Annotated in this window: 16 protein-coding genes and 1 pseudogene; 12 read left to right on the top strand and 5 right to left on the bottom strand. The window is 69.9% G+C overall.

The window, feature by feature from the left end; translation table 11 throughout:
• Positions 1-87: 87 nt before the first annotated feature.
• A complete protein-coding gene (gene rlmN, locus O7617_RS05435) occupies positions 88-1,245 on the top strand; it encodes a 23S rRNA (adenine(2503)-C(2))-methyltransferase RlmN (protein WP_282261938.1) in 1,158 nt (385 codons plus the stop codon).
• Positions 1,246-1,276: 31 nt separating this feature from the next.
• A complete protein-coding gene (locus O7617_RS05430) occupies positions 1,277-2,434 on the top strand; it encodes a DivIVA domain-containing protein (protein WP_282261936.1) in 1,158 nt (385 codons plus the stop codon).
• Between the two features lie 85 nt (positions 2,435-2,519).
• Here the strand turns inward: O7617_RS05430 and O7617_RS05425 are convergent, their stop codons facing one another.
• Entirely contained in the window at positions 2,520-2,741 is a 222-nt protein-coding gene (locus O7617_RS05425) for a DUF2631 domain-containing protein (RefSeq protein ID WP_088991027.1), read from the bottom strand.
• Between the two features lie 198 nt (positions 2,742-2,939).
• On the opposite strand from O7617_RS05425, the gene O7617_RS05420 reads away from it, so the two are divergent.
• Both O7617_RS05420 and O7617_RS05415 read left to right on the top strand, forming a co-directional pair.
• Entirely contained in the window at positions 2,940-4,520 is a 1,581-nt protein-coding gene (locus O7617_RS05420; RefSeq protein ID WP_282261935.1) for a Rieske 2Fe-2S domain-containing protein, read from the top strand.
• A 189-nt stretch (positions 4,521-4,709) separates the two neighbouring features.
• Positions 4,710-4,901: pseudogene (locus O7617_RS05415) on the top strand (TMEM175 family protein); the annotation flags it as partial.
• A gap of 32 nt (positions 4,902-4,933) precedes the next feature.
• Here O7617_RS05415 and O7617_RS05410 read toward each other — a convergent pair.
• Positions 4,934-6,529 carry an NAD(P)/FAD-dependent oxidoreductase gene (locus tag O7617_RS05410; protein ID WP_282261933.1) on the bottom strand — a complete coding sequence of 532 codons (1,596 nt, stop codon included), beginning with the start codon at positions 6,527-6,529 and terminating at the stop codon, positions 4,934-4,936.
• A gap of 146 nt (positions 6,530-6,675) precedes the next feature.
• On the opposite strand from O7617_RS05410, the gene O7617_RS05405 reads away from it, so the two are divergent.
• Positions 6,676-7,839, top strand: a complete 1,164-nt coding sequence (locus O7617_RS05405; protein ID WP_282261931.1) for an alkaline phosphatase PhoX — start codon at positions 6,676-6,678, stop codon at positions 7,837-7,839.
• 82 nt (positions 7,840-7,921) lie between these two features.
• On the opposite strand, the gene O7617_RS05400 is transcribed toward O7617_RS05405, so the two are convergent.
• Positions 7,922-8,770 (bottom strand): YhjD/YihY/BrkB family envelope integrity protein, encoded by an 849-nt coding sequence (locus tag O7617_RS05400; RefSeq protein WP_282261929.1) that lies wholly within the window; start codon positions 8,768-8,770, stop codon positions 7,922-7,924.
• 51 nt (positions 8,771-8,821) lie between these two features.
• On the opposite strand from O7617_RS05400, the gene O7617_RS05395 reads away from it, so the two are divergent.
• Positions 8,822-9,373, top strand: a complete 552-nt coding sequence (locus O7617_RS05395; protein WP_282261928.1) for a GNAT family N-acetyltransferase — start codon at positions 8,822-8,824, stop codon at positions 9,371-9,373.
• Between the two features lie 371 nt (positions 9,374-9,744).
• Positions 9,745-13,431, top strand: a complete 3,687-nt coding sequence (locus O7617_RS05390) for a CARDB domain-containing protein (protein ID WP_282261926.1) — start codon at positions 9,745-9,747, stop codon at positions 13,429-13,431.
• Between the two features lie 10 nt (positions 13,432-13,441).
• Here the strand turns inward: O7617_RS05390 and O7617_RS05385 are convergent, their stop codons facing one another.
• Positions 13,442-13,738: a hypothetical protein gene (locus O7617_RS05385; RefSeq protein ID WP_282261924.1), complete on the bottom strand. Its 297-nt coding sequence runs from the start codon at positions 13,736-13,738 to the stop codon at positions 13,442-13,444.
• The gene (locus O7617_RS05380) at positions 13,735-13,974 is read right to left on the bottom strand and encodes a hypothetical protein (RefSeq protein ID WP_282261923.1); all 240 of its coding nucleotides are present in this window, start codon (positions 13,972-13,974) and stop codon (positions 13,735-13,737) included. The genes O7617_RS05385 and O7617_RS05380 overlap by 4 nt, the downstream gene beginning before the upstream one ends.
• 287 nt (positions 13,975-14,261) lie before the next feature.
• Between O7617_RS05380 and O7617_RS05375 the strand changes: the two genes are divergently transcribed.
• The 5 genes from O7617_RS05375 to O7617_RS05355 all read left to right on the top strand — a co-directional run bounded on the left by O7617_RS05375 (position 14,262) and on the right by O7617_RS05355 (position 18,758).
• On the top strand, positions 14,262-15,068 hold the full coding sequence (locus O7617_RS05375; RefSeq protein ID WP_282261921.1) for a helix-turn-helix transcriptional regulator: 807 nt from the start codon (positions 14,262-14,264) through the stop codon (positions 15,066-15,068).
• A complete protein-coding gene (locus O7617_RS05370) occupies positions 15,058-15,249 on the top strand; it encodes a DUF397 domain-containing protein (protein WP_282261919.1) in 192 nt (63 codons plus the stop codon). Before O7617_RS05375 ends, O7617_RS05370 begins: the two co-directional genes overlap by 11 nt.
• A gap of 240 nt (positions 15,250-15,489) precedes the next feature.
• Complete coding sequence (locus O7617_RS05365) at positions 15,490-16,122, top strand: Uma2 family endonuclease (RefSeq protein ID WP_282261918.1); 633 nt, start codon at positions 15,490-15,492, stop codon at positions 16,120-16,122.
• Between the two features lie 174 nt (positions 16,123-16,296).
• Entirely contained in the window at positions 16,297-17,508 is a 1,212-nt protein-coding gene (gene dxr / locus O7617_RS05360; RefSeq protein WP_282261917.1) for a 1-deoxy-D-xylulose-5-phosphate reductoisomerase, read from the top strand.
• Positions 17,508-18,758 carry a site-2 protease family protein gene (locus tag O7617_RS05355; RefSeq protein ID WP_282261915.1) on the top strand — a complete coding sequence of 417 codons (1,251 nt, stop codon included), beginning with the start codon at positions 17,508-17,510 and terminating at the stop codon, positions 18,756-18,758. Before dxr ends, O7617_RS05355 begins: the two co-directional genes overlap by 1 nt.
• Positions 18,759-18,764: the final 6 nt, after the last annotated feature.

The raw sequence follows: 18,764 nt of genomic DNA, 5'->3' as shown, positions 1-18,764 counted from the left end.
TCCGGTCGTCCGGCTGCGGGGGTCGCGGCCCGTTCGGCACCTCCGGATCGGCACCTGCCGCCGACGGCGTGACACACTGGACCAGCCATGACGAGCTTGCCGTTGATCCCCGCCATCTCGGATGCCCCCGCCGCGCGCCGGGCCTCCATGCCACCGAAGCACCTCGCCGACCTGGACCTGGCCGGTCGCCAGGCGCTGGTCACCGAGTTGGGTGAGCCCGCCTTCCGTGCCAAGCAGGTCTCGAACCACTACTTCGGGCGGTTGGTCCGTGACCCGCAGGCCATGACCGACCTGCCTGCGGCGACCCGGGAGCGGTTGTCCGAGCAGTTGATGCCGACGCTGCTCACCCCGGTGCGGGAGCTGGCCTGTGACGACGGCGCGACCCGTAAGGCGCTCTGGCGGCTGCACGACGGTGCTCTGGTGGAGAGCGTGCTGATGGGCTACCCGGACCGGGTCACCGTCTGCATCTCCAGCCAGGCGGGCTGCGGCATGGCGTGCCCGTTCTGCGCGACCGGCCAGGCCGGGCTGACCCGTAACCTGTCCACCGCCGAGATCGTCGACCAGGCGGTCTACATGGCCGGGGTGGCGGCCTCCGGCGTGGTCGCCGGGTCCCCACCGCGGCTGTCGCGTGTCGTCTTCATGGGCATGGGCGAGCCGTTGGCCAACTACAACCGGGTCGTCGCGGCGATCCGCCGCCTGGTCAGCCCTGCTCCGGAGGGGCTCGGTCTGTCCCAGCGGCACATCACCGTTTCCACGGTCGGTCTGGTTCCGGCCATCCACCGACTGGCCAGCGAAGACCTCTCTGTGACCCTTGCGCTGTCGTTGCACGCGCCCGATGATGATCTGCGCGACGAACTCGTGCCGGTGAACCAGCGCTGGAAGGTAGCCGAGGTGCTGGACGCAGCGTGGGACTACGCCGACCGGACGGGCCGTCGCGTGTCGATCGAGTACGCGATGATCAAGGACGTGAACGACCAGCCCTGGCGGGCCGACCTCCTCGGGCGGCTGCTGGCCGGCAAATTGACCCACGTGAACCTCATTCCACTCAATCCGACGCCGGGCAGTCGCTGGGACGCGAGCCCGAAGCCGGTCGAGCGGGAGTTCGTCCGGCGGTTGCGCGACGCCGGGGTGTCCACCACCGTGCGGGACACCCGAGGTCGCGAGATCGACGGCGCGTGTGGCCAACTCGCCGCCGCCGAGGACAACGACACCAACACCGACCGCGCCGGAGAGGCACCGGCGTGACCGGGCGTGGCGAACGAGACCAGGAGACATAGTGGCGAGTCAGGGTCAGCGTTTCCGGCGCAAGGCGCTCCGCCGGGGATACAAGGTCGACGAGGTGGATGCCTTCCTCGACCGGGTCGAGGCGACGCTCGACGGCCGACAGGTCGGTGCGCCGGTGGCCTCCCAGGAGGTCCACGACGTCGTCTTCCGGGTCCGGTTCAACGGCTACGACGAGTGGCAGGTCGACCTGCACCTCGACCGCGTGGAGCGGCAGTTGGCCGAGCTGGAGGAGCGCAACAGCGCCGGGCGCGGTGGCGACCCCCGAATGGCTGACCGGCTGGGCCCACCGGACCGGATGGGCCCGCCGATGCGCGACGAGCGGGGGATGGCACCACCGATGCCGCCGCGACCGATGCCCGCCCAGGCCGGTCCGCCCGCCGACCGCTACGGCCGCTACGACGAGCCGACCGGCGCCTTCGCCGGTGGGTACGACGGCCCCCGTGGCGGTTACGACGCCCCGCGCGGACCGGCCGGCCCCGGCCCGATGGGTCCCGGCGGCCCGATGGGCCCCGGTCCGATGGGTCCCGGTCCGATGGGTGGCCACGGCGCTCCGCCGCGCGGTCTCCCCGCCGGCCCTTCCGGGTACGGTCAGGACGACCAGCGCGCGCCGGGTGGCTACGGCCCGGGCCCGGACGACCAGCGGGCGCCCGGCGGCTACGGTCCGCCGGAGGAGTCGCGTTTCGACGGCTTCGAGGCCGGTCGGCACGGCCGCACCGACATGACCGCCGAGATCCGGATGCCGGAGCGGGATCTGCGTGACATGCGCCGGGGTCCGGCCGGTCCGCCTCAGCTGCCCCAGCAGGGCATGGCCGGCCCGCCGATGGCCGGTCCGCCCGCGGTGCCCGGCCCTCCGATGGGTGGCCCCCCGATGGTCGGTCCGCCGATGGCCGGTCCGCCCGGCAGTGACCTGTACCGGGTCGACCAGATCCGCCGCAGCTTCCAGGTCCGTCGGTTCGGCAGCGGGTACGACCCCGACCAGGTGGACCGGTTCTTCGAAACCCTGCTCGGCGGCATGCAGCGCCGTAACCCGATGCCGGTCGACCCGAAGGACCTCGACACGCTGCGGTTCGGGCTGGTCCCGGGCGGCTACTTCGAGGCCGAGGTGGACGCCGCGCTGAAGGACGTGCAGGACATCCTCTTCGGGCGCTGACCCCGACGCGTACGGACGAGGGCCCGTCCCCCGGGTGGGGGCGGGCCCTCGGCGTTGTCGACCGCTCGTCCGGCGGACGGGCGGGTCAGGAGCGCAGACCGCTGCGCCGCAGCACGATGTCACCGATCACGATGATCAGCAGCAGTGCGGCCAGGCCGATCAGCCAGAGGTCCTCGACCCTGCCCTCGTGGTTGCCGCAGATCATCGCCAGCAGCGCCAGCGCCGACAGCACCGCGCCGATCTGCCCGGCCTTGCGGTGCCCGGGCTTGTGCTGGTCCGGCGACGTTACCGGCTCGCTTCCTGCCACTGTCGGTCCTTCCCTCGCGATCGGATCTTTGGTTAGTCTGGCACGCCTCCCGCTCGGCGCGGCGGGGTGGGGGTTTCCCGGCCCTCAGGCTCCGCCCATCCGGGTCGAATGGCACTACCGGCGTCGCGGGGCGACGGTCAGACTCACTCCGGTAGCGTTTGGCGTACACCTGATTGTCTGTTTGAGGGGGACTGTGCGGTGCGAGTGACCGGAACCGGGCACGCCAGCATGCGGATCGACACGGCCGCGGGCAGCATCCTGTGCGACCCGTGGGTCAACCCGGCGTACTTCGCCTCGTGGTTCCCCTTCCCGGACAATTCCCTGCTCGACTGGGAGAGCCTGGGCCAGGTCGACTACCTGTACGTCTCCCACCTGCACCGGGACCACTTCGACGCGAAGCACCTGCGGGACTTCGTCTCGAAGGAGGCGACGGTCCTGCTTCCCGAGTTCCCCACCTCGGAGATGGAGGACGAGTTCCGGGCGCTGGGCTTCACCAAGTTCCTGAAGGCGCCCAACGAGCAGGTGGTGGAGCTTCCCGGCGGCCTGAAGATCATGATCCAGGCGCTGACCAGCCCGACCGACGGCCCGATCGGCGACTCGTCGCTCTGGGTCGAGTACGACGGGGTGCGGCTGCTCAACCAGAACGACGCCCGTCCGACCGACCTGAGCGTCTTCGCCGAGTTGGGGCACGTGCACGCGCACCTGCTGCAGTTCTCCGGCGCGATCTGGTACCCGATGGTCTACGAGCTGCCGCAGGCGGCGAAGACCGCGTTCGGCAAGCAGAAGCGGGACCGGCAGTTCGACCGGACGTGGCGCTACATCGACGACCTGAAGGCCGACCACGTCTTCCCGATCGCCGGCCCGCCGTGCTTCCTCGACGACGCACTGTGGCAGTTCAACGACATCCACGGCGACGAGGGCAACATCTTCCCCGACCAGTCGGTGTTCCTCACCGAGTACGCGAAGGTCGGCGGCACCAACGGGATCGTGCTGCTGCCGGGCAGCGTCACCGAGGTCACCACCGAGGGGGCGAGCACCACCCACCCGGTGCCGGTGGAGGAGTTCTTCGCGAACAAGGTCGCCCACCTGGAGGAGATGCGGGAGCGCAAGCGCCCGATCATCGAGGCGGAGAAGGCGTCCTGGCGGCACCCCGAGGTGGACGTCCTCGGCGAGATGAAGCGTCGGATCGAGCCCCTGCTCGAGGAGTCGATCTACCTGGCCAAGGGGGTCGGTGGCCCGGTCCGCTTCGACCTGGTCGGCTACGACGGCGAGAGCGTCGAGTCGATCGTGGTGGACTTCCCGGGTAAGGAGGTCCGGCCGTACGCCGACGAGAAGGTCCGCTACCGGTTCCGCACCGAGCGGTCGTTGATCGAGCACCTGCTCTTCATCGACGAGGTGGACTGGGTCAACTCGCTCTTCCTGTCCTGCCGGTTCTCGGCCGCCCGGATCGGCCAGTACAACGAGTTCGTCTACGCGTTCTTCAAGTGCCTGTCCGAGGAGCGTCTCCAGTACGCCGAGGGCTGGTACGACGAGCACGAGCGCAGCACCGACGCCGAGGACATCACCCTGGGCGACTGGGTGGTGCAGCGACGCTGCCCGCACCTGAAGGCCGACCTGACCCGCTTCGGCATCGTCGAGGGTGACCAGCTCACCTGCCAGCTGCACGGTTGGCGCTTCGACCTGCCCAGCGGCCGTTGCCTGACCAGCGTCGGCCACAAGGTCCGCGCCCACCGGGTCGACGCCGAGACCCCGGCCCCGGCCGGGGAGGCGCTCAGCTGACGTACCGGCCGGGACGCCTGAGGTGGCGCCCCGGCGATCCGTGTCCGCCCGACCCCCCGATACGCCACCATGCAATGGAGGGCGGCGAAAGCCGCAGTCCGGTAGCTACCGGACACCATTGAGAGCGGGGCGGGCGTGGCGGGGGCGGACGCGCGACAGGGTTCGTACCGGTACGGGCGCGGCCGGGAGATGACCCGGGACGCGGCGCGGGTGGAGACGTTCAGCGACGGGGTCTTCGGGGTCGTCCTGACGGTGATGGCCGTCGAGCTGCTCCAGACCGGACCGGCCCGGGTGGGTGGGAGGGAACTCCCGGAGGCCCTGGCCGACGCCTGGCCGTCCTACCTGGCGTACGTGATCACCTTCGGGATCGCCGGTCAGGTCTGCGGCCGTACGCACACCGGGCCGAGGAGGCCTCAGCGACCTAGATCCGCGAGGATTTTCTGGGCGGCGTTGTGGCCGGCGGCGCCGATGACGCTGCCGGCCGGGTGGCAGCCGGCGCTGCCCGCGTACACGCCGTCGATGCCGGTGGCGTAGGGCATCCGGTCGGTGAACGAGACGGTGTTGTCGACGTGGTGGATGTGCCCGCCGGTGATGCCGAAGTGCTCCTCGATGCCGGGCGGGGGCAGGGGCACCGCGTCGGCGATGAGGTCACCGGTGCCCGGGGCGTACCGCTCGACGATCTCGACCAGCCGCTCGACGTAGCCGGGCAGTTCCGCGTCCCAGGTCGTGCCGGCCAGGTCGTAGGGGACCGACTGGACGAACAACGCCGACGAGTGGTGCCCGGCGGCGTCGGAGAGCGACGGGTCGACGGTGGTGTGCAGGTACCACTCGATGGTCGGCTCCGCCGGCAGTCGCCCGGCCTGCACGTCCGCCCACATCGCCCGCAGCGCGGTCATCGGTGAGGTGGCCTCCCCACCGACCAGCGAGGCGGAGCCGGGCAGCAGGTGGATGGTCGACCCGAACGGGCTCGGCGTGCCGGCCGGCAGGCAGGAGAACCGGGGCAGCCCGGTGAGCGCCAGGTTGAGCTTGAGGGTGGTGCCGGGGCGGCGGACCGCCGCCATCCGTTCGCCGAGTGGCGCCGGGAGCGCGCCGTCGGGCAACAGGTCCATCAGCCGGTACGGGTCACACGCGCCGAGCACCACGGGGGCGGCGACCTGTCGGCCGTCGGCCAGTACGACGCCGCTGGCCGCGCCGCCGTCCACTGTCACCGCGCTCACCGGCGTACCGGTGCGGATCGTCGCCCCGGCGGCGCGGGCGGCCTCGGCGAACGTCCGGGAGACCGTGCCCATCCCACCCTCGGCGATCATCCAGGTGCCGCCCGAGCCCGGGAGCCGGCACATGTTGTGCACGAGGAAGTTGTGGCCCGTCCCGGGGTCGTCCGGGCCGGCGTTGAGACCGGACAGCCCGTCGGTGACCGCGTACATGCTGACCAGCAGTTCGGAGCGGAACTCGAACCGGGCCAGGTAGTCGGCTACCGAACCCTGGACGAGGTCGACGAAGACCTGCCGCCCCGCCGGTCGGACGTGCCGCTCGGCGGTCTCCTCGACGCTGAGCGGCTCGGCCAGCCAGGCCGGGGCGAGGTCGTCGCGCAGCGCCGCCAGCTCGGCCTGCATGGCGTCGTCGGCGGCCACGTCGGCGGGGGAGAAGAACTCGGCGAGCTGCGCCCGGGTCGCGGCGGTGTCACTGCCGAAGAGCAGGTACGGCGAGCCGAGCCCGCCCGGCGTGGGCAGGAAGTAGTGCGGGTCGCGGCGCAGCACGGGGATCCGCACGTCGAGGGTGGCGAGCAACTCCGGCGGCATCAGCCCGAGCAGGTACGAGCCGGTGGAGTGGCGCAGCCCCGGCACCTTCGGGAACGGGTTCTCGGTGCGGGTCGCGCCACCGAGCACGTCGGCGGCCTCCAGCACCAGGACGTCCAGGCCGGCGCGGGCCAGCAGCACTGCGGAGACCAGGCCGTTGTGCCCGGCACCGACGATCACGACGTCGGCGCGGGCCGGAATCTCACTGCTCATGCCGCGGCAGCCTAGTCCGCTCCGCCGGGGCTGGGCAGCCCAACGCCTGCCCAGCCGTCACCGCTCGTTCACCGGGCAGTGGCTGCGGTCGATGCCCACGCGGTCCTACCGTCGGTCGGACATCGACCACTCCGGGAGGTTCACCGATGGACCGTCGTACCGTCCTGCGTTCCGCCGTCGCCGGCGCGGCCGCCTTCTCCGGCAGCCTCTGGGCCGGCGCCGCGTTGGCCGCCCCCGCCCAGCCCGGCCCCGGCCCGTACGGGGACCTGTTGGCGGCCGACGTCAACGGCATCCAGTTGCCGGCCGGTTTCACCAGCCGGGTGATCGCCCGGTCCGGTCAGCGGGTCGCGGGCACCTCGTACCTCTGGCACTGGGCGCCGGACGGCGGCGCCTGCTTCCGCGCCGGAGACGGCTGGATCTACGTGTCGAACTCGGAGGTCCCGTTCGTCGGGGGTGCGTCGGCGGTCCGCTTCGCCGCCGATGGCTCGGTCGTCTCGGCGTACCGGATCCTCGGCGGCACGAACGTCAACTGCGCCGGTGGGGCGACCCCGTGGGGCACCTGGCTGTCCTGCGAGGAGGTGCCCCTCGGTCGGGTCTTCGAGACGTGGCCGGACGGCAGCCGGTCGGCCGAGGAGCGGACCCGGATGGGCCGGTTCACCCACGAGGCCGCGGCGTGCGACCCGGACCGCAGGGTGGTGTACCTGACCGAGGACGAGGAGGACGGCTGCTTCTACCGCTTCCTGCCGGACACCTGGGGTGATCTGCGTACCGGTCGGGTGCAGGTGCTCTGCGCGCCGGCCGACCAGGTCGCCGGGCCGGTCACCTGGCGGGACGTCCCGGACCGGGACGGCTTCCCGATCCCCACTCGGCTCCAGGTGGGTGCGGCGAAGCACTTCGACGGTGGCGAGGGTTGCTGGTACGACCGGGGCACCTGCTGGTTCACCACGAAGGGCGACAACCGGGTCTGGGCGTACGACGCGGTCAACCAGCGTCTCGACCTGGCGTACGACGACTCGCTGGTGCCGGCCGGCACGGCACCGCTGACCGGGGTGGACAACATCACGGGTACCGCCTCCGGTGACCTCTACGTCGCCGAGGACGGCGGCAACATGGAAATCGTTTTGATCAGTCCGGACGCCGTTGTCACGCCTTTCCTCAGGATCGTTGGGCAGTCGTCGTCGGAGATCACCGGTCCGGCCTTCTCCCCGGACGGCTCGCGCCTGTACTTCTCCTCGCAGCGGGGCACCTCCGGCACGTCGACCGGCGCCAACGGCATCACCTACGAGATCCACGGCCCCTTCCGCCGCTGACCCCACCCCCACGCCCGCCCTCGCCCCGGTGATCAAGAGGTTTGCGTCAGCAGACGGCACGAAAATGACGCAAACCTCTTGATCAACCCGGCTGAGGGGTGCGGGCGGCGCGGTTGGTGCGCCAGGTGGAGAGGGCCAGGGTGGCGGAGTAGCCGGCCAGGACGATCACGTGGAACACGTACAGCCAGAGGAGCACCGCCACTCCGGCGCCGATCTCGTCGAAGCCGCCGAACGGCACCCCGAGGTCCAGGGGGAGCGAGGCGAAGAGCACGAAGCCGTGCAGGAAGCCGGAGAGGTTCGCCGCGGTGAACGACCCGATCCCCACGGTGGAGAGCCAGTCCGGTGAGGCGGGCCCGACCACCCGGAACACCCACACCAGCACCGGCGTGAGCACGAGCCAGACCGCCAGGAACGACAGCACCACGCCGAGCACACCGAACCAACCCCCCTGGCGTACGAGGCCGGTGGTGAGCGGGAGCGCCAGCAGGATCGACAGCAGCAGCGCGGGGGCCGGTGCGAGCAGCGGCAGCAGGAGCAGTCGGCCCCGCCAGCCGATCAGGTGCTCGTCGGAGCGAGGCGCGGCCACCGACACGAAGGCCCGGCGCAGACCCTCGCCGTAGAGCGACGCGGGCAGCAGTGAGGCCAACGCCAGCAGCGGGGTCAACTCCACTCCGGCGTTGACCAGCGCCTCCACCGCCCGTGGTGCGCCGATGGCGGTGGGCAGAGCCTCCACGGCGTGCGAGGTGAGTCGGCGTACCCGATCGGCTCCGGCCACCAGCGAGGTGAGCCAGATCGCCAGGAGGGCGACCGGCACCACCGCGATCGCCCCGTAGAAGGTGATCGCGGCGGCGTGTAGCGACAGGTCCCGCCCACGCACCGGGCGGAACGCGGCGCTGGTGATCCGCTTCGCCCGCTGCCATCCGTTGCCCATCGCCGTCTCCTTCCCCGTCGTCGGGGCCGCCACTCCTTAAGATCGCCCGTCATGACTGTTGTCACGACCGAACGCCTCATCCTGCGCGATTGGACCGATGATCCGGCGGATCTGGCCAGGATCTACGACATCTACTCCCGTCCGGACATCACCCGTTGGCTGGCCGTGTCGCCCGGCCTGCCGATGACCGACCCGGCCCAGGCCGCCGAGCGGCTGCAGATCTGGCGGGACCGGCACGCGGCCGACGACGGCCGGTACGGCACCTGGGCGATCGAGGTACGCGAGACCGGTCAGGTGGCGGGCACGGTGTTGCTCAAGCCGATCCCCGGCATCGACGAGGCGGTGCTCACCGAGCACATCGAGACGGGCTGGCACCTGCACCCGGACTCGTGGGGCCACGGGTACGCCACCGAGGCGGCAGGTGCGCTCCTGGCGCGGGAGTTCGCCACCGGCACCCCGGAGGTCTACGCGCTGGTGTCGCCGGGCAACGAGCCGTCGATGGCGGTCTGCCGGCGGCTCGGGATGGCGCACGTGGGGCAGCGCACGGAATGGTACGGCGGCGAGTTGTTGGAGACCTTCGTGTTGAGGGCGTCGGCTGCCTGAGCGTTCCGCTACGACCTGACGCAAGATCCGCACAGGTTCGAGGAAGGTGCCGCCTCCAGTCGTCGGAGGTGGCACCTTCCTCGCATTGTCGGCAGTCGAGAGTGGGCAACTCCGTCAATAGTTACCGCGATCGAAGTGTTGACGCTCCCGTAGCACGTCAGTAACCTTTGGTCAAAGTAACGCAAGATTTCGACAAACGCATGCTTGGTTCTGTGCATGCATGCGGAAGATTCAACGGGCCTCCAAGGGGGCCCGTTGATGGTCGTACCCCTCGTCGCCGGTCGCCCTCACCGGCCGGCGACGCACCGCCGCTCACCCCCACCCGTGGTCACCCCCGCCCGCGGCAACCGTCCCCCGACGACAGGACAGTCATGAGACGAACGAATCTGTTCAGGATGGTCGCGGCGACAGCCGCGGCCACGCTGATCGCCACGGCGGGGGCGACCGCCGTCGCGAACCCGGCCGCCGCCCGCCCCGCCGACACGGCGGCCGCGCCGAGCAGCGGCTTCGCCCCGGCCGCCACCAACCTCGCCCAGGGCCGCCCCACCCAGGAGAGCGGCCACGCCGACGTCTACGACTCGTCCAAGGTCGTCGACGGCAACGCGGGCAGCTACTGGGAGAGCGTCAACAACGCGTTCCCGCAGTGGGTGCAGGTCGACCTCGGCGCAGCGCAGAGCGTCAACCAGGTCGTGCTGAAGCTGCCGACGAACGGCTGGGCGACCCGGACGCAGACGCTGAGCGTGCGAGGCAGCACGAACGGTTCGTCGTTCACCGACCTGGTCGGGTCGCAGACGTACACCTTCAACCCGGCGAGCGCCAGCACTGTCACGATCAACTTCACCTCGACCTCCACCCGGTACGTCCGGATCACCGTCACCGCGAACAGCGGCTGGCCGGCCGGGCAGCTCTCCGAGCTGGAGGTGTACGGCAGCGGAGGCACCACCCCGGACACCACCGCGCCGAGCGTCCCGGGGACGCTGTCGCAGAGCACGTCGGGCAGCACGATCACGCTGAACTGGGGTGCCTCCACCGATTCCGGTGGCAGTGGCCTGGCGGGCTACAACGTCTACCGGGGTGGCAACCTGATCGCGACGCTGGGCACCGTGCTCACCTACCAGGACACCCAGCCGGCCACCGCCACCGTCTCGTACTACGTCCGTTCCCGTGACGGCGCGGGCAACCTGTCCGGCAACAGCAACACCGTCACCCGGACCGGCAGCAACCCGCCCGCCTGCACCAACGTGGCGCAGGGCAAGAGCATGACGGCGAGCGGCTCCACCTTCACCTTCACGCCGGACAAGGCGAACGACGGGCAGCTCGGCACCTACTGGGAGGGCGCGGCGAGCTACCCGCAGAACCTGACGGTGGCGCTGGGCGCGAACCACTCGATCTCCGGCGTCACCGTCAAGCTCAACCCCGACTCGGCCTGGGGCACCCGTACCCAGACCATCCAGGTCCTCGGCCGCGACCAGGCGTCGTCGTCGTACACCAGTCTGGTGTCGGCGGCGGCCTACCAGTTCGTGCAGGGCACCAACGTGGTGACCATCCCGGTCAGCGCGACCACCGCGGACGTGCAGTTGCGGTTCACCGGCAACACCGGTGCGCCGTCCGGCCAGGTCGCGGAGCTCGAGGTGTGCGGCACCCCGGCACCCAACCCGGACCTGGTGGTCAGCTCGGTGACCTGGTCACCGTCGTCGCCCAGCGAGGCCAGCTCGGTCACCCTGTCGGCGGTGGTGCAGAACATCGGATCCGCCGCCGCGGGGGCCACCACCGTCAACTTCAGCCTGGCCGGCGCGGTCGTGGGCAGCGCCACGGTGGGCGCGCTCGCGGCGGGTGCTTCGACCACCGTGTCGTTCAACGCCGGTACGCGGCCGATGGGCAGTTACGCCGTCTCGGCGGTGGTCGATCCGACGAACACGATCGTCGAGCAGAACAACGGCAACAACAGCTTCACCGCGGCGTCGCCACTGGTGGTGACGCAGGCCCCGGGCCCGGACCTTCAGGTGCTCAGCATCGCCTCGAACCCGCCGAACCCGGCGGTCGGGGCGTCCGTCACGTTCACCGTGGCGGTCCGCAACCGGGGTACCACCGCGACCGGCGCGACCACTGTCACCCGGCTGGTGGCGGGCGGCACCACGCTCAACACCAACACCGCCTCGATCGCGGCCGGCGCGACGGTCACCGTGGCGGTCAGCGGCAGTTGGACCGCCACCAGCGGCGGTGCCACGCTCACCGCCACCGCTGACGCCACGAACGTGGTCGCCGAGACCAACGAGACCAACAACGCGTTCAGCCAGTCGATAGTGGTCGGGCGCGGGGCCGCCGTCCCGTACACCTCCTACGAGGCGGAGGCCGGTCGTTACTCGGGCACGCTGCTGGAGACCGACCCGCTGCGGACCTTCGGGCACACCAACTTCGCGAGCGAGTCCTCGGGCCGCAAGTCGGTACGCCTCACCAGCACCGGCCAGTTCGTGGAGTTCACCTCGGCCAACCAGGCCAACTCCATCGTGGTGCGCAACTCCATCCCGGACGCTCCCGGTGGCGGCGGCATCGAGGCGACGATCAGCCTCTACGTCAACGACGTGTTCTCCCGGAAGCTGACCCTGTCGTCCAAGCACAGTTGGCTCTACGGCAACACCGACGGGCCGGAGGCGCTGACCAACACCCCGCAGGCCGACGCGCGGCGGCTCTTCGACGAGTCGAACGCGCTGCTGGCGCAGTCGTACCCGGCGGGCACCCGGTTCAAGCTGCAGCGCGACTCGGGTGACACCGCCTCGTTCTACGTCATCGACATGATCGACCTGGAGCAGGTGGCGCCTCCGGCGAGCCAGCCGGCCGGCTGTACCTCGATCACGTCGTACGGCGCGGTTCCGAACGACGGGCTCGACGACACCGCCGCGATCCAGCGGGCGGTGACCGACGACCAGAACGGCGTCATCGGCTGTGTCTGGATCCCCGCCGGGCAGTGGCGGCAGGAGCAGAAGATCCTGACCGACGACCCGCTGAACCGGGGTACGCACAACCAGGTCGGCATCAGCAACGTCACGATCCGGGGCGCCGGTATGTGGCACTCGCAGCTGTACACGCTGACCGAGCCGCAGAACGTGGTGGGTGGTATCAACCACCCGCACGAGGGCAACTTCGGCTTCGACATCGACAAGAACACCCAGATCTCCGACATCGCCATCTTCGGCTCCGGCCGGATCCGGGGTGGTGACGGCAACGCCGAGGGTGGCGTGGGCCTGAACGGTCGGTTCGGCACCGGCACGAAGATCAGCAATGTGTGGATCGAACACGCCAACGTGGGTGTCTGGGTGGGCCGCGACTACGACAACATCCCCGACCTGTGGGGACCGGCCGACGGGCTGGAGTTCACCGGCATGCGGATCCGCAACACGTACGCCGACGGCATCAACTTCAGCAACGGCACGCGCAACTCGCGGGTGTTCAACTCGTCGTTCCGCACCACCGGCGACGACGCGCTCGCGGTCTGGGCCAACCCGTACGTCAAGGACCGCACCGTCGACATCGCGCACGACAACCACTTCGTCAACAACACCATCCAGTTGCCCTGGCGGGCGAACGGCATCGCCATCTACGGCGGCTACGACAACTCGATCGAGAACAACCTGATCTACGACACCGCGAACTACCCGGGCATCATGCTGGCGACCGACCACGACCCGCTCCCGTTCTCCGGCACCACGTTGATCGCCAACAACGGGCTCTACCGCACCGGCGGCGCATTCTGGAACGAGGACCAGGAATTCGGTGCCATCACCCTCTTCCCCTCCACCCGGGACATCGTCGGGGTCACCATCCGCGACACCGACATCATCGATTCCACGTACGACGGCATCCAGTTCAAGAACGGCGGCGGCAACATGCCGAACGTCGCCATCACCAACGTGCGGATCGACAAGTCCAACAACGGCGCCGGCATCCTCGCGATGAGCGGCGCGCGCGGCAACGCCAACCTGACGAACGTGACGATCACCAACTCGGCCGACGGCAACATCGTCATCCAGCCCGGCTCGCAGTTCGTCATCACCCCCTGATCGACACGCGTTAACTGACGTCGGGGTGTCCGCACCGTGCGGACACCCCGACGTTCGTCGTGGACACCGCGGCGCAGGGTCCGCCGTGGCCGTCGGACCGCCGGCAACGCCGCGCGCCGCCGAGCCGGGCGTCACAGAACACTCGGGTACGCAGAAACTGTGCGTCCTCCTCGCTGAGCGTGGTCTCACCGAAGTCGACGACGGCGAGGTGACCGAGCGAGTCGCGAAGCGCCACGGCTAGGGCGGTGACCTCGTCGAGGCTGGTCAGCGTGGTCGGCAGATGGATGATCCACCTCGGCGCGGTCATCGCAACGCCACCGTTCCTCCCGTGATCAGCGTCTGCACCTGCTCATCGGTCAGGCCGCGTTGCTCCAGGACGCGACGGCCCCAGCGGTGCAGCCGGCACGGGTGTGCTGCCTCGTCCTTGCGGCAACGGTCACCGTTCGGCTGCTCGGGGGCGTGCACGGTGATCGCCCGCAGCGCCAGCACGACGTCCTCCGTGGTGACGTGGGGCGGAAGCGGTAGATCGTCGACAGCGCCCATGGTCCTCCCGTCCGGGCGGCGACCTCCCGACGAGCGTCATACCTCACAGTCATAAATATGACTCTGCGGTATAACGCTCCCGACGGTGGCCGACCCGATCTGTTGTCCGGCTGTCCACGATGGTCGTTTCACTGCTGGCCCAACGCAATCTTTCGCGGCAGAATCCAGACCAAGGGGCGAGGTGTCTTACACGACGACAGTCAGGGAGATGACGTGGACGACTCCGGCAGCACAGTCCCACGGAGGCAGCTCGGCAGATATCTGAGAGAGCTTCGCGAAATGCCTATGTGACGGTCACGGCGGCGGCCAAGGAATTGGAATGGTCGGCACCGCGCATCTGGCGGTACGAAACCGGCCAGGTCCCCATGCACCCGAACGACGTGGCGGCCATGTGCCGGGTCTACAACGCGTCTCCGGAGACGATCGAGACGATGCGGGCGCTGGCCCGCGAGACCAAGGCGCACGGCTGGTGGCACAGCTACGGCGAGGCGATCAAGGACTGGTTCAAGCTGTACGTCGGTCTGGAAGCCGCCGCCACCCGCATCCGCAAGTACGAGGCGGACCTCATCCCCGGCCTGTTGCAGACGGTCGAGTACATGACCGAGGTGATCGCCACCGACCATCCGCAGCTCGGCGAGGCGGAGCGCAAGGCTCGGGTAGACATCCGGCTGCATCGGCAGCGCTTGCTGGCCCGTGCGGTGCCCCGCGCCCCGCATCTCGACGTCATCCTGAACGAATCGGTGTTGCGTCGGCCGCTGCGCGATCGATCGGCCATGGTGCGGCAACTGGAGGCCCTGGTGGTGACGAGCGAGCGGCACAACATCAACCTGCGCGTGCTGCCGCTGACCGCTGGGCTGTTCCGCTGGGCATCGTCTGGCACCTTCACCATGCTCGACTTCCCGACCGACGTGCGGTCGCCGGAGCCGACCACGATCTATATGGACGGTCCCTGCGGCGCGGTTTACCTTGACAAGGCGCACGAGATCGAGGTCTACGAGAACGTGTGGCGCTCACTAGGGGAGCGAGCGCTGTCCCCGACCGAGTCCCGCGAGCTGATTGCGACGATAGCGAAGGAGATGACCGATGGAGCGTGACGGAGTCTGGCGCACGTCGACCCGGTCCGGTGGCGACGGCGACTGCGTCGAGGTGGCGGGCTTCGCCGAGACGGTCGGCGTACGCGACAGCAAGGACCGGCAGGGGCCGGTGTTGACCTTCACCCCCTCGGCCTGGACCGCCTTCATCACGTGCACGGTGGTCAGCCAGCCCACGCGATGACTGCGCTCTGCCTCGCCGTACCCCTTCTGTTCGTGCTCTGGCTGTGGGGCCGACCTCTGCTCACCGGCCGCTGGAAGACTCCGGGCTGGTTCGCCGCGACGGCCGGGCTCTCGATCGTCGCTGGCAAGGGCCTCGGGATGTGTAGATCTCGATGACGGACCGGGTGTGCGATCCCGCGCAACTGGGGCTGCGGTGATTAGGCTGAGCTGAACAGAATGTCCCGCTGAGGGGGTGAGCCGGATGGCCCAGGCAGCATTCGCGCCGGAGCCGGCGCCGCAGCACACCGAGCCGTCGTTCGACGTGCTGCGGTGGCACGACGAGCCGTGGACTGCGCAGCTCGCCCTCGACCTGTTGCCGGAGACCAGCGGCCCCAAGGTTGAGGTCCTGAGCGGAAGCGTGATCGTGACACCACACGCGGGAATCGACCATCAGTCGGTCGAGCGGGAGTTGCCCTACGTGTTGCACCGTGCTGCGCGGAAGGCGGGATTCTGGGTCTATCCGGAGATCAACGTCATCTGCGGGGATGATCTCTTCATCCCGGACATCGCTGTGCTGCGGAAGTCCGGTGGTGGCCGCACTACGGTTCCCATCGCCGAGGCGGTGTTGTTGGGGGAGATCGTCTCGCCAGGTAATCGGCGTAAGGATGTGATCGACCGCCCCCGCGAGTACGCCGCCGTCGGGGTGCCGTTCTTTCTCCGGGTGGACCTGCGTAACCGTGTGCCGACCATGGCCCTGTTCGAGCTGTCCGACGGGGAGTACCGGCCGTTGGCCGCCGCCGCGGCGGGGAGCACCTTCGCAATGCGGGAGCCGTTCGAATTCTCCATCGACCCGGCCGAGTTGCTGGACGAGGAGGAGTCGGGCGAGGAGGACTGAGTCGCCCCTTGATCGACACGAGGTCGGCGAGGTGGGGGTGTCGGGGAGCGGGGATGCCGCCAGGTCGGCGATGTGGTGTCGATCAACGGCAAGGGCGGGCGGAGGGACGGGCGGTGGCGGCGGTGGGCTGAGGCTCCCAGCGGGCTCGCAGTGACGGTGGGGAAGAATGGGCCTGTGACTTCCCCCCGCGATCTTGTTCTGCTCGGGTCCACCGGTTCGATCGGTACGCAGGCCATCGACATCGTCCGGCGCAACCCGGACCGGTTCCGGGTGATCGCCGTGGGCGCGGGCGGCGGCAACGTCGAGCTGCTCGCCGCGCAGGCCCTGGAGCTGGGCGTCGAGGCGGTCGGGGTGGCCCGGGCGTCCGCCGCGCAGGACCTCCAACTCGCGTTCTACGCCGAGGCGAGTCGGCGCGGGTGGGCCACCGGTGACTTCAAGCTCCCCAAGATCGTGGCCGGGCCGGACGCCATGACCGAGCTGGCCCAGTGGCCGTGCGACATCGTGCTCAACGGGGTGGTCGGCTCGCTGGGCCTCGCCCCTACGCTGGCCGCGCTCGGTGCTGGTCGTACCCTCGCACTCGCCAACAAGGAGTCGCTCGTGGCCGGCGGCCCCCTGGTCCGGGCCGCGATGACGCGGCCGGGGCAGATCGTGCCGGTCGACTCGGAGCACACCGCGTTGGCGCAGTGCCTGCGGTCCGGGTCGCGCCCGGAGGTACGGCGGCTGATCGTGACGGCCAGCGGTGGCCCGTTCCGGGGTCGGAGCCGCGACGAGTTGACGCAGGTCACACCCGAGCAGGCGCTCGCTCACCCGACCTGGAACATGGGGAAGGTCATCACGATCAACTCGGCCACCATGGTCAACAAGGCGCTTGAGGTGATCGAGGCGCACGAGTTGTTCGACGTTCCCTACGCCGACATCACCGTGATGGTGCACCCGACGTCGGTGATCCACTCCATGGTCGAGTTCGTCGACGGCTCCACGATCGCCCAGGCCAGCCCCCCGGACATGCGGCTGCCGATCGCCGTCGCGTTGGGCTGGCCGGACCGGGTCCCCGAGGCTGCCGCCGGAGTCGACTGGACGACCTCGCACACCTGGGAGTTCGCGCCGCTCGACGACGAGGCGTTCCCGGCCGTCGCGCTGGCCAAGGCCGCCGGAGAGGCCGGACGCAGCCGCCCGGCGATCTACAACGCGGCGAACGAGGAGTGCGTCGAGGCGTTCGCGGCGGGCCGGCTGCCGTTCCTCGGCATCGTCGACACCCTCGAACGCGTGTTGGAGGAGGCTCCGGACTTCGGCGAACCAGGTACCGTCGAGGACGTGCTCGCGGCCGAGTCGTGGGCACGCGCGCACGCGCAGGAGATCATCGCGGGTTCGGTGGAAGGAGCTTGATGTCGTACCTGCTCGGGGTGGTCCTCTTCGCCCTGGCCATTCTCATCTCGGTGAGCCTGCACGAGGCGGGGCACCTGCTGACCGCCAAGGCGTTCGGGATGAAGGTCACCAAGTACTTCGTCGGCTTCGGGCCCACGATCTGGTCGTTCAAGCGGGGTGAGACCGAGTACGGCCTCAAGGGCATCCCCCTCGGCGGCTTCTGCAAGATCGTCGGGATGACCCCGCAGGACGACGACGTCGAGCCGGGCGACGAGTCGCGGGTGATGTGGCGCTACCCGGTCTGGAAGCGGACGATCGTGATGGCCGCCGGGTCGATCACGCACTTCGCGTTGGCCCTGGTCACGATCTGGATCCTGGCCGTCTCCGCCGGCCTGCCCAACCCGGACTTCCCGACCACCGACGCGCAGGCCCGCCAGGAGCCGGCCGTCATCCGACTCAGTGACTGCGTGGTGGCGGAGAACTCGGTGCGCGCCTGCGCCCCCGGCGACGCCGCCAGCCCGGCCGCCCAGGCGCAGTTGAAGAACGGCGACCGGATCACCTCGATCAACGGCACTCCGATCAACTCCTACGGCGACCTGCTCACCACGCTGCGCGGCCTCAAGCCGGGCGACACCACGCAGATCGCATACGTCCGCGACGGGCAGCCGGCCACCACCAGCACCGTGCTCGCGCAGACCCAGCGTCCGCCGCTGGACGACCCGAGCGGCACCGTCGCGCCGGTGGCCGCGCTCGGCGTCGGGCTCGTCCCCAGCACCCCCACCCGAGTGACGTACGGCCCGGTCGGCGCCTTCGGCGCCACCGCCGACTTCACCGGTCAGCTCGCCGTCGGCACCGTCGAGGCGTTGCAGCGCCTCCCGCAGAAGGTCCCCGCCCTGTGGACCGCCCTCACCGGCGGCGAGCGCGACGTGGACACCCCGATCAGCGTGGTCGGCGCCAGCCGACTCGGCGGCGAGGCGGTGGAGAACAACGCCTGGCTGGTCTTCTTCATGCTCTTCGTGTCGCTGAACTTCTTCATCGGCGTGTTCAACCTGCTGCCGCTGCTCCCGGTCGACGGCGGCCACATCGCCGTCGCCTGGTTCGAACGCGCCCGTTCCTGGATCTACAGCAAGATCGGCCGCGCCGACCCCGGCCGGGTGGACTACCTCAAACTGATGCCCTTCACGTACGCGGTGATCCTGATCGGTGGCGCGTTCACGCTGCTGACCATCGCCGCGGACGTCGTCAACCCGATCACGCTCTTCCCAAGGTGAGTGCCT

Origin of the sequence: Micromonospora sp. WMMD1155 (assembly GCF_029581275.1) — a bacterium.
Lineage (GTDB): Bacteria > Actinomycetota > Actinomycetes > Mycobacteriales > Micromonosporaceae > Micromonospora.
This window is presented reverse-complemented; position numbering and strand designations above follow the sequence as displayed.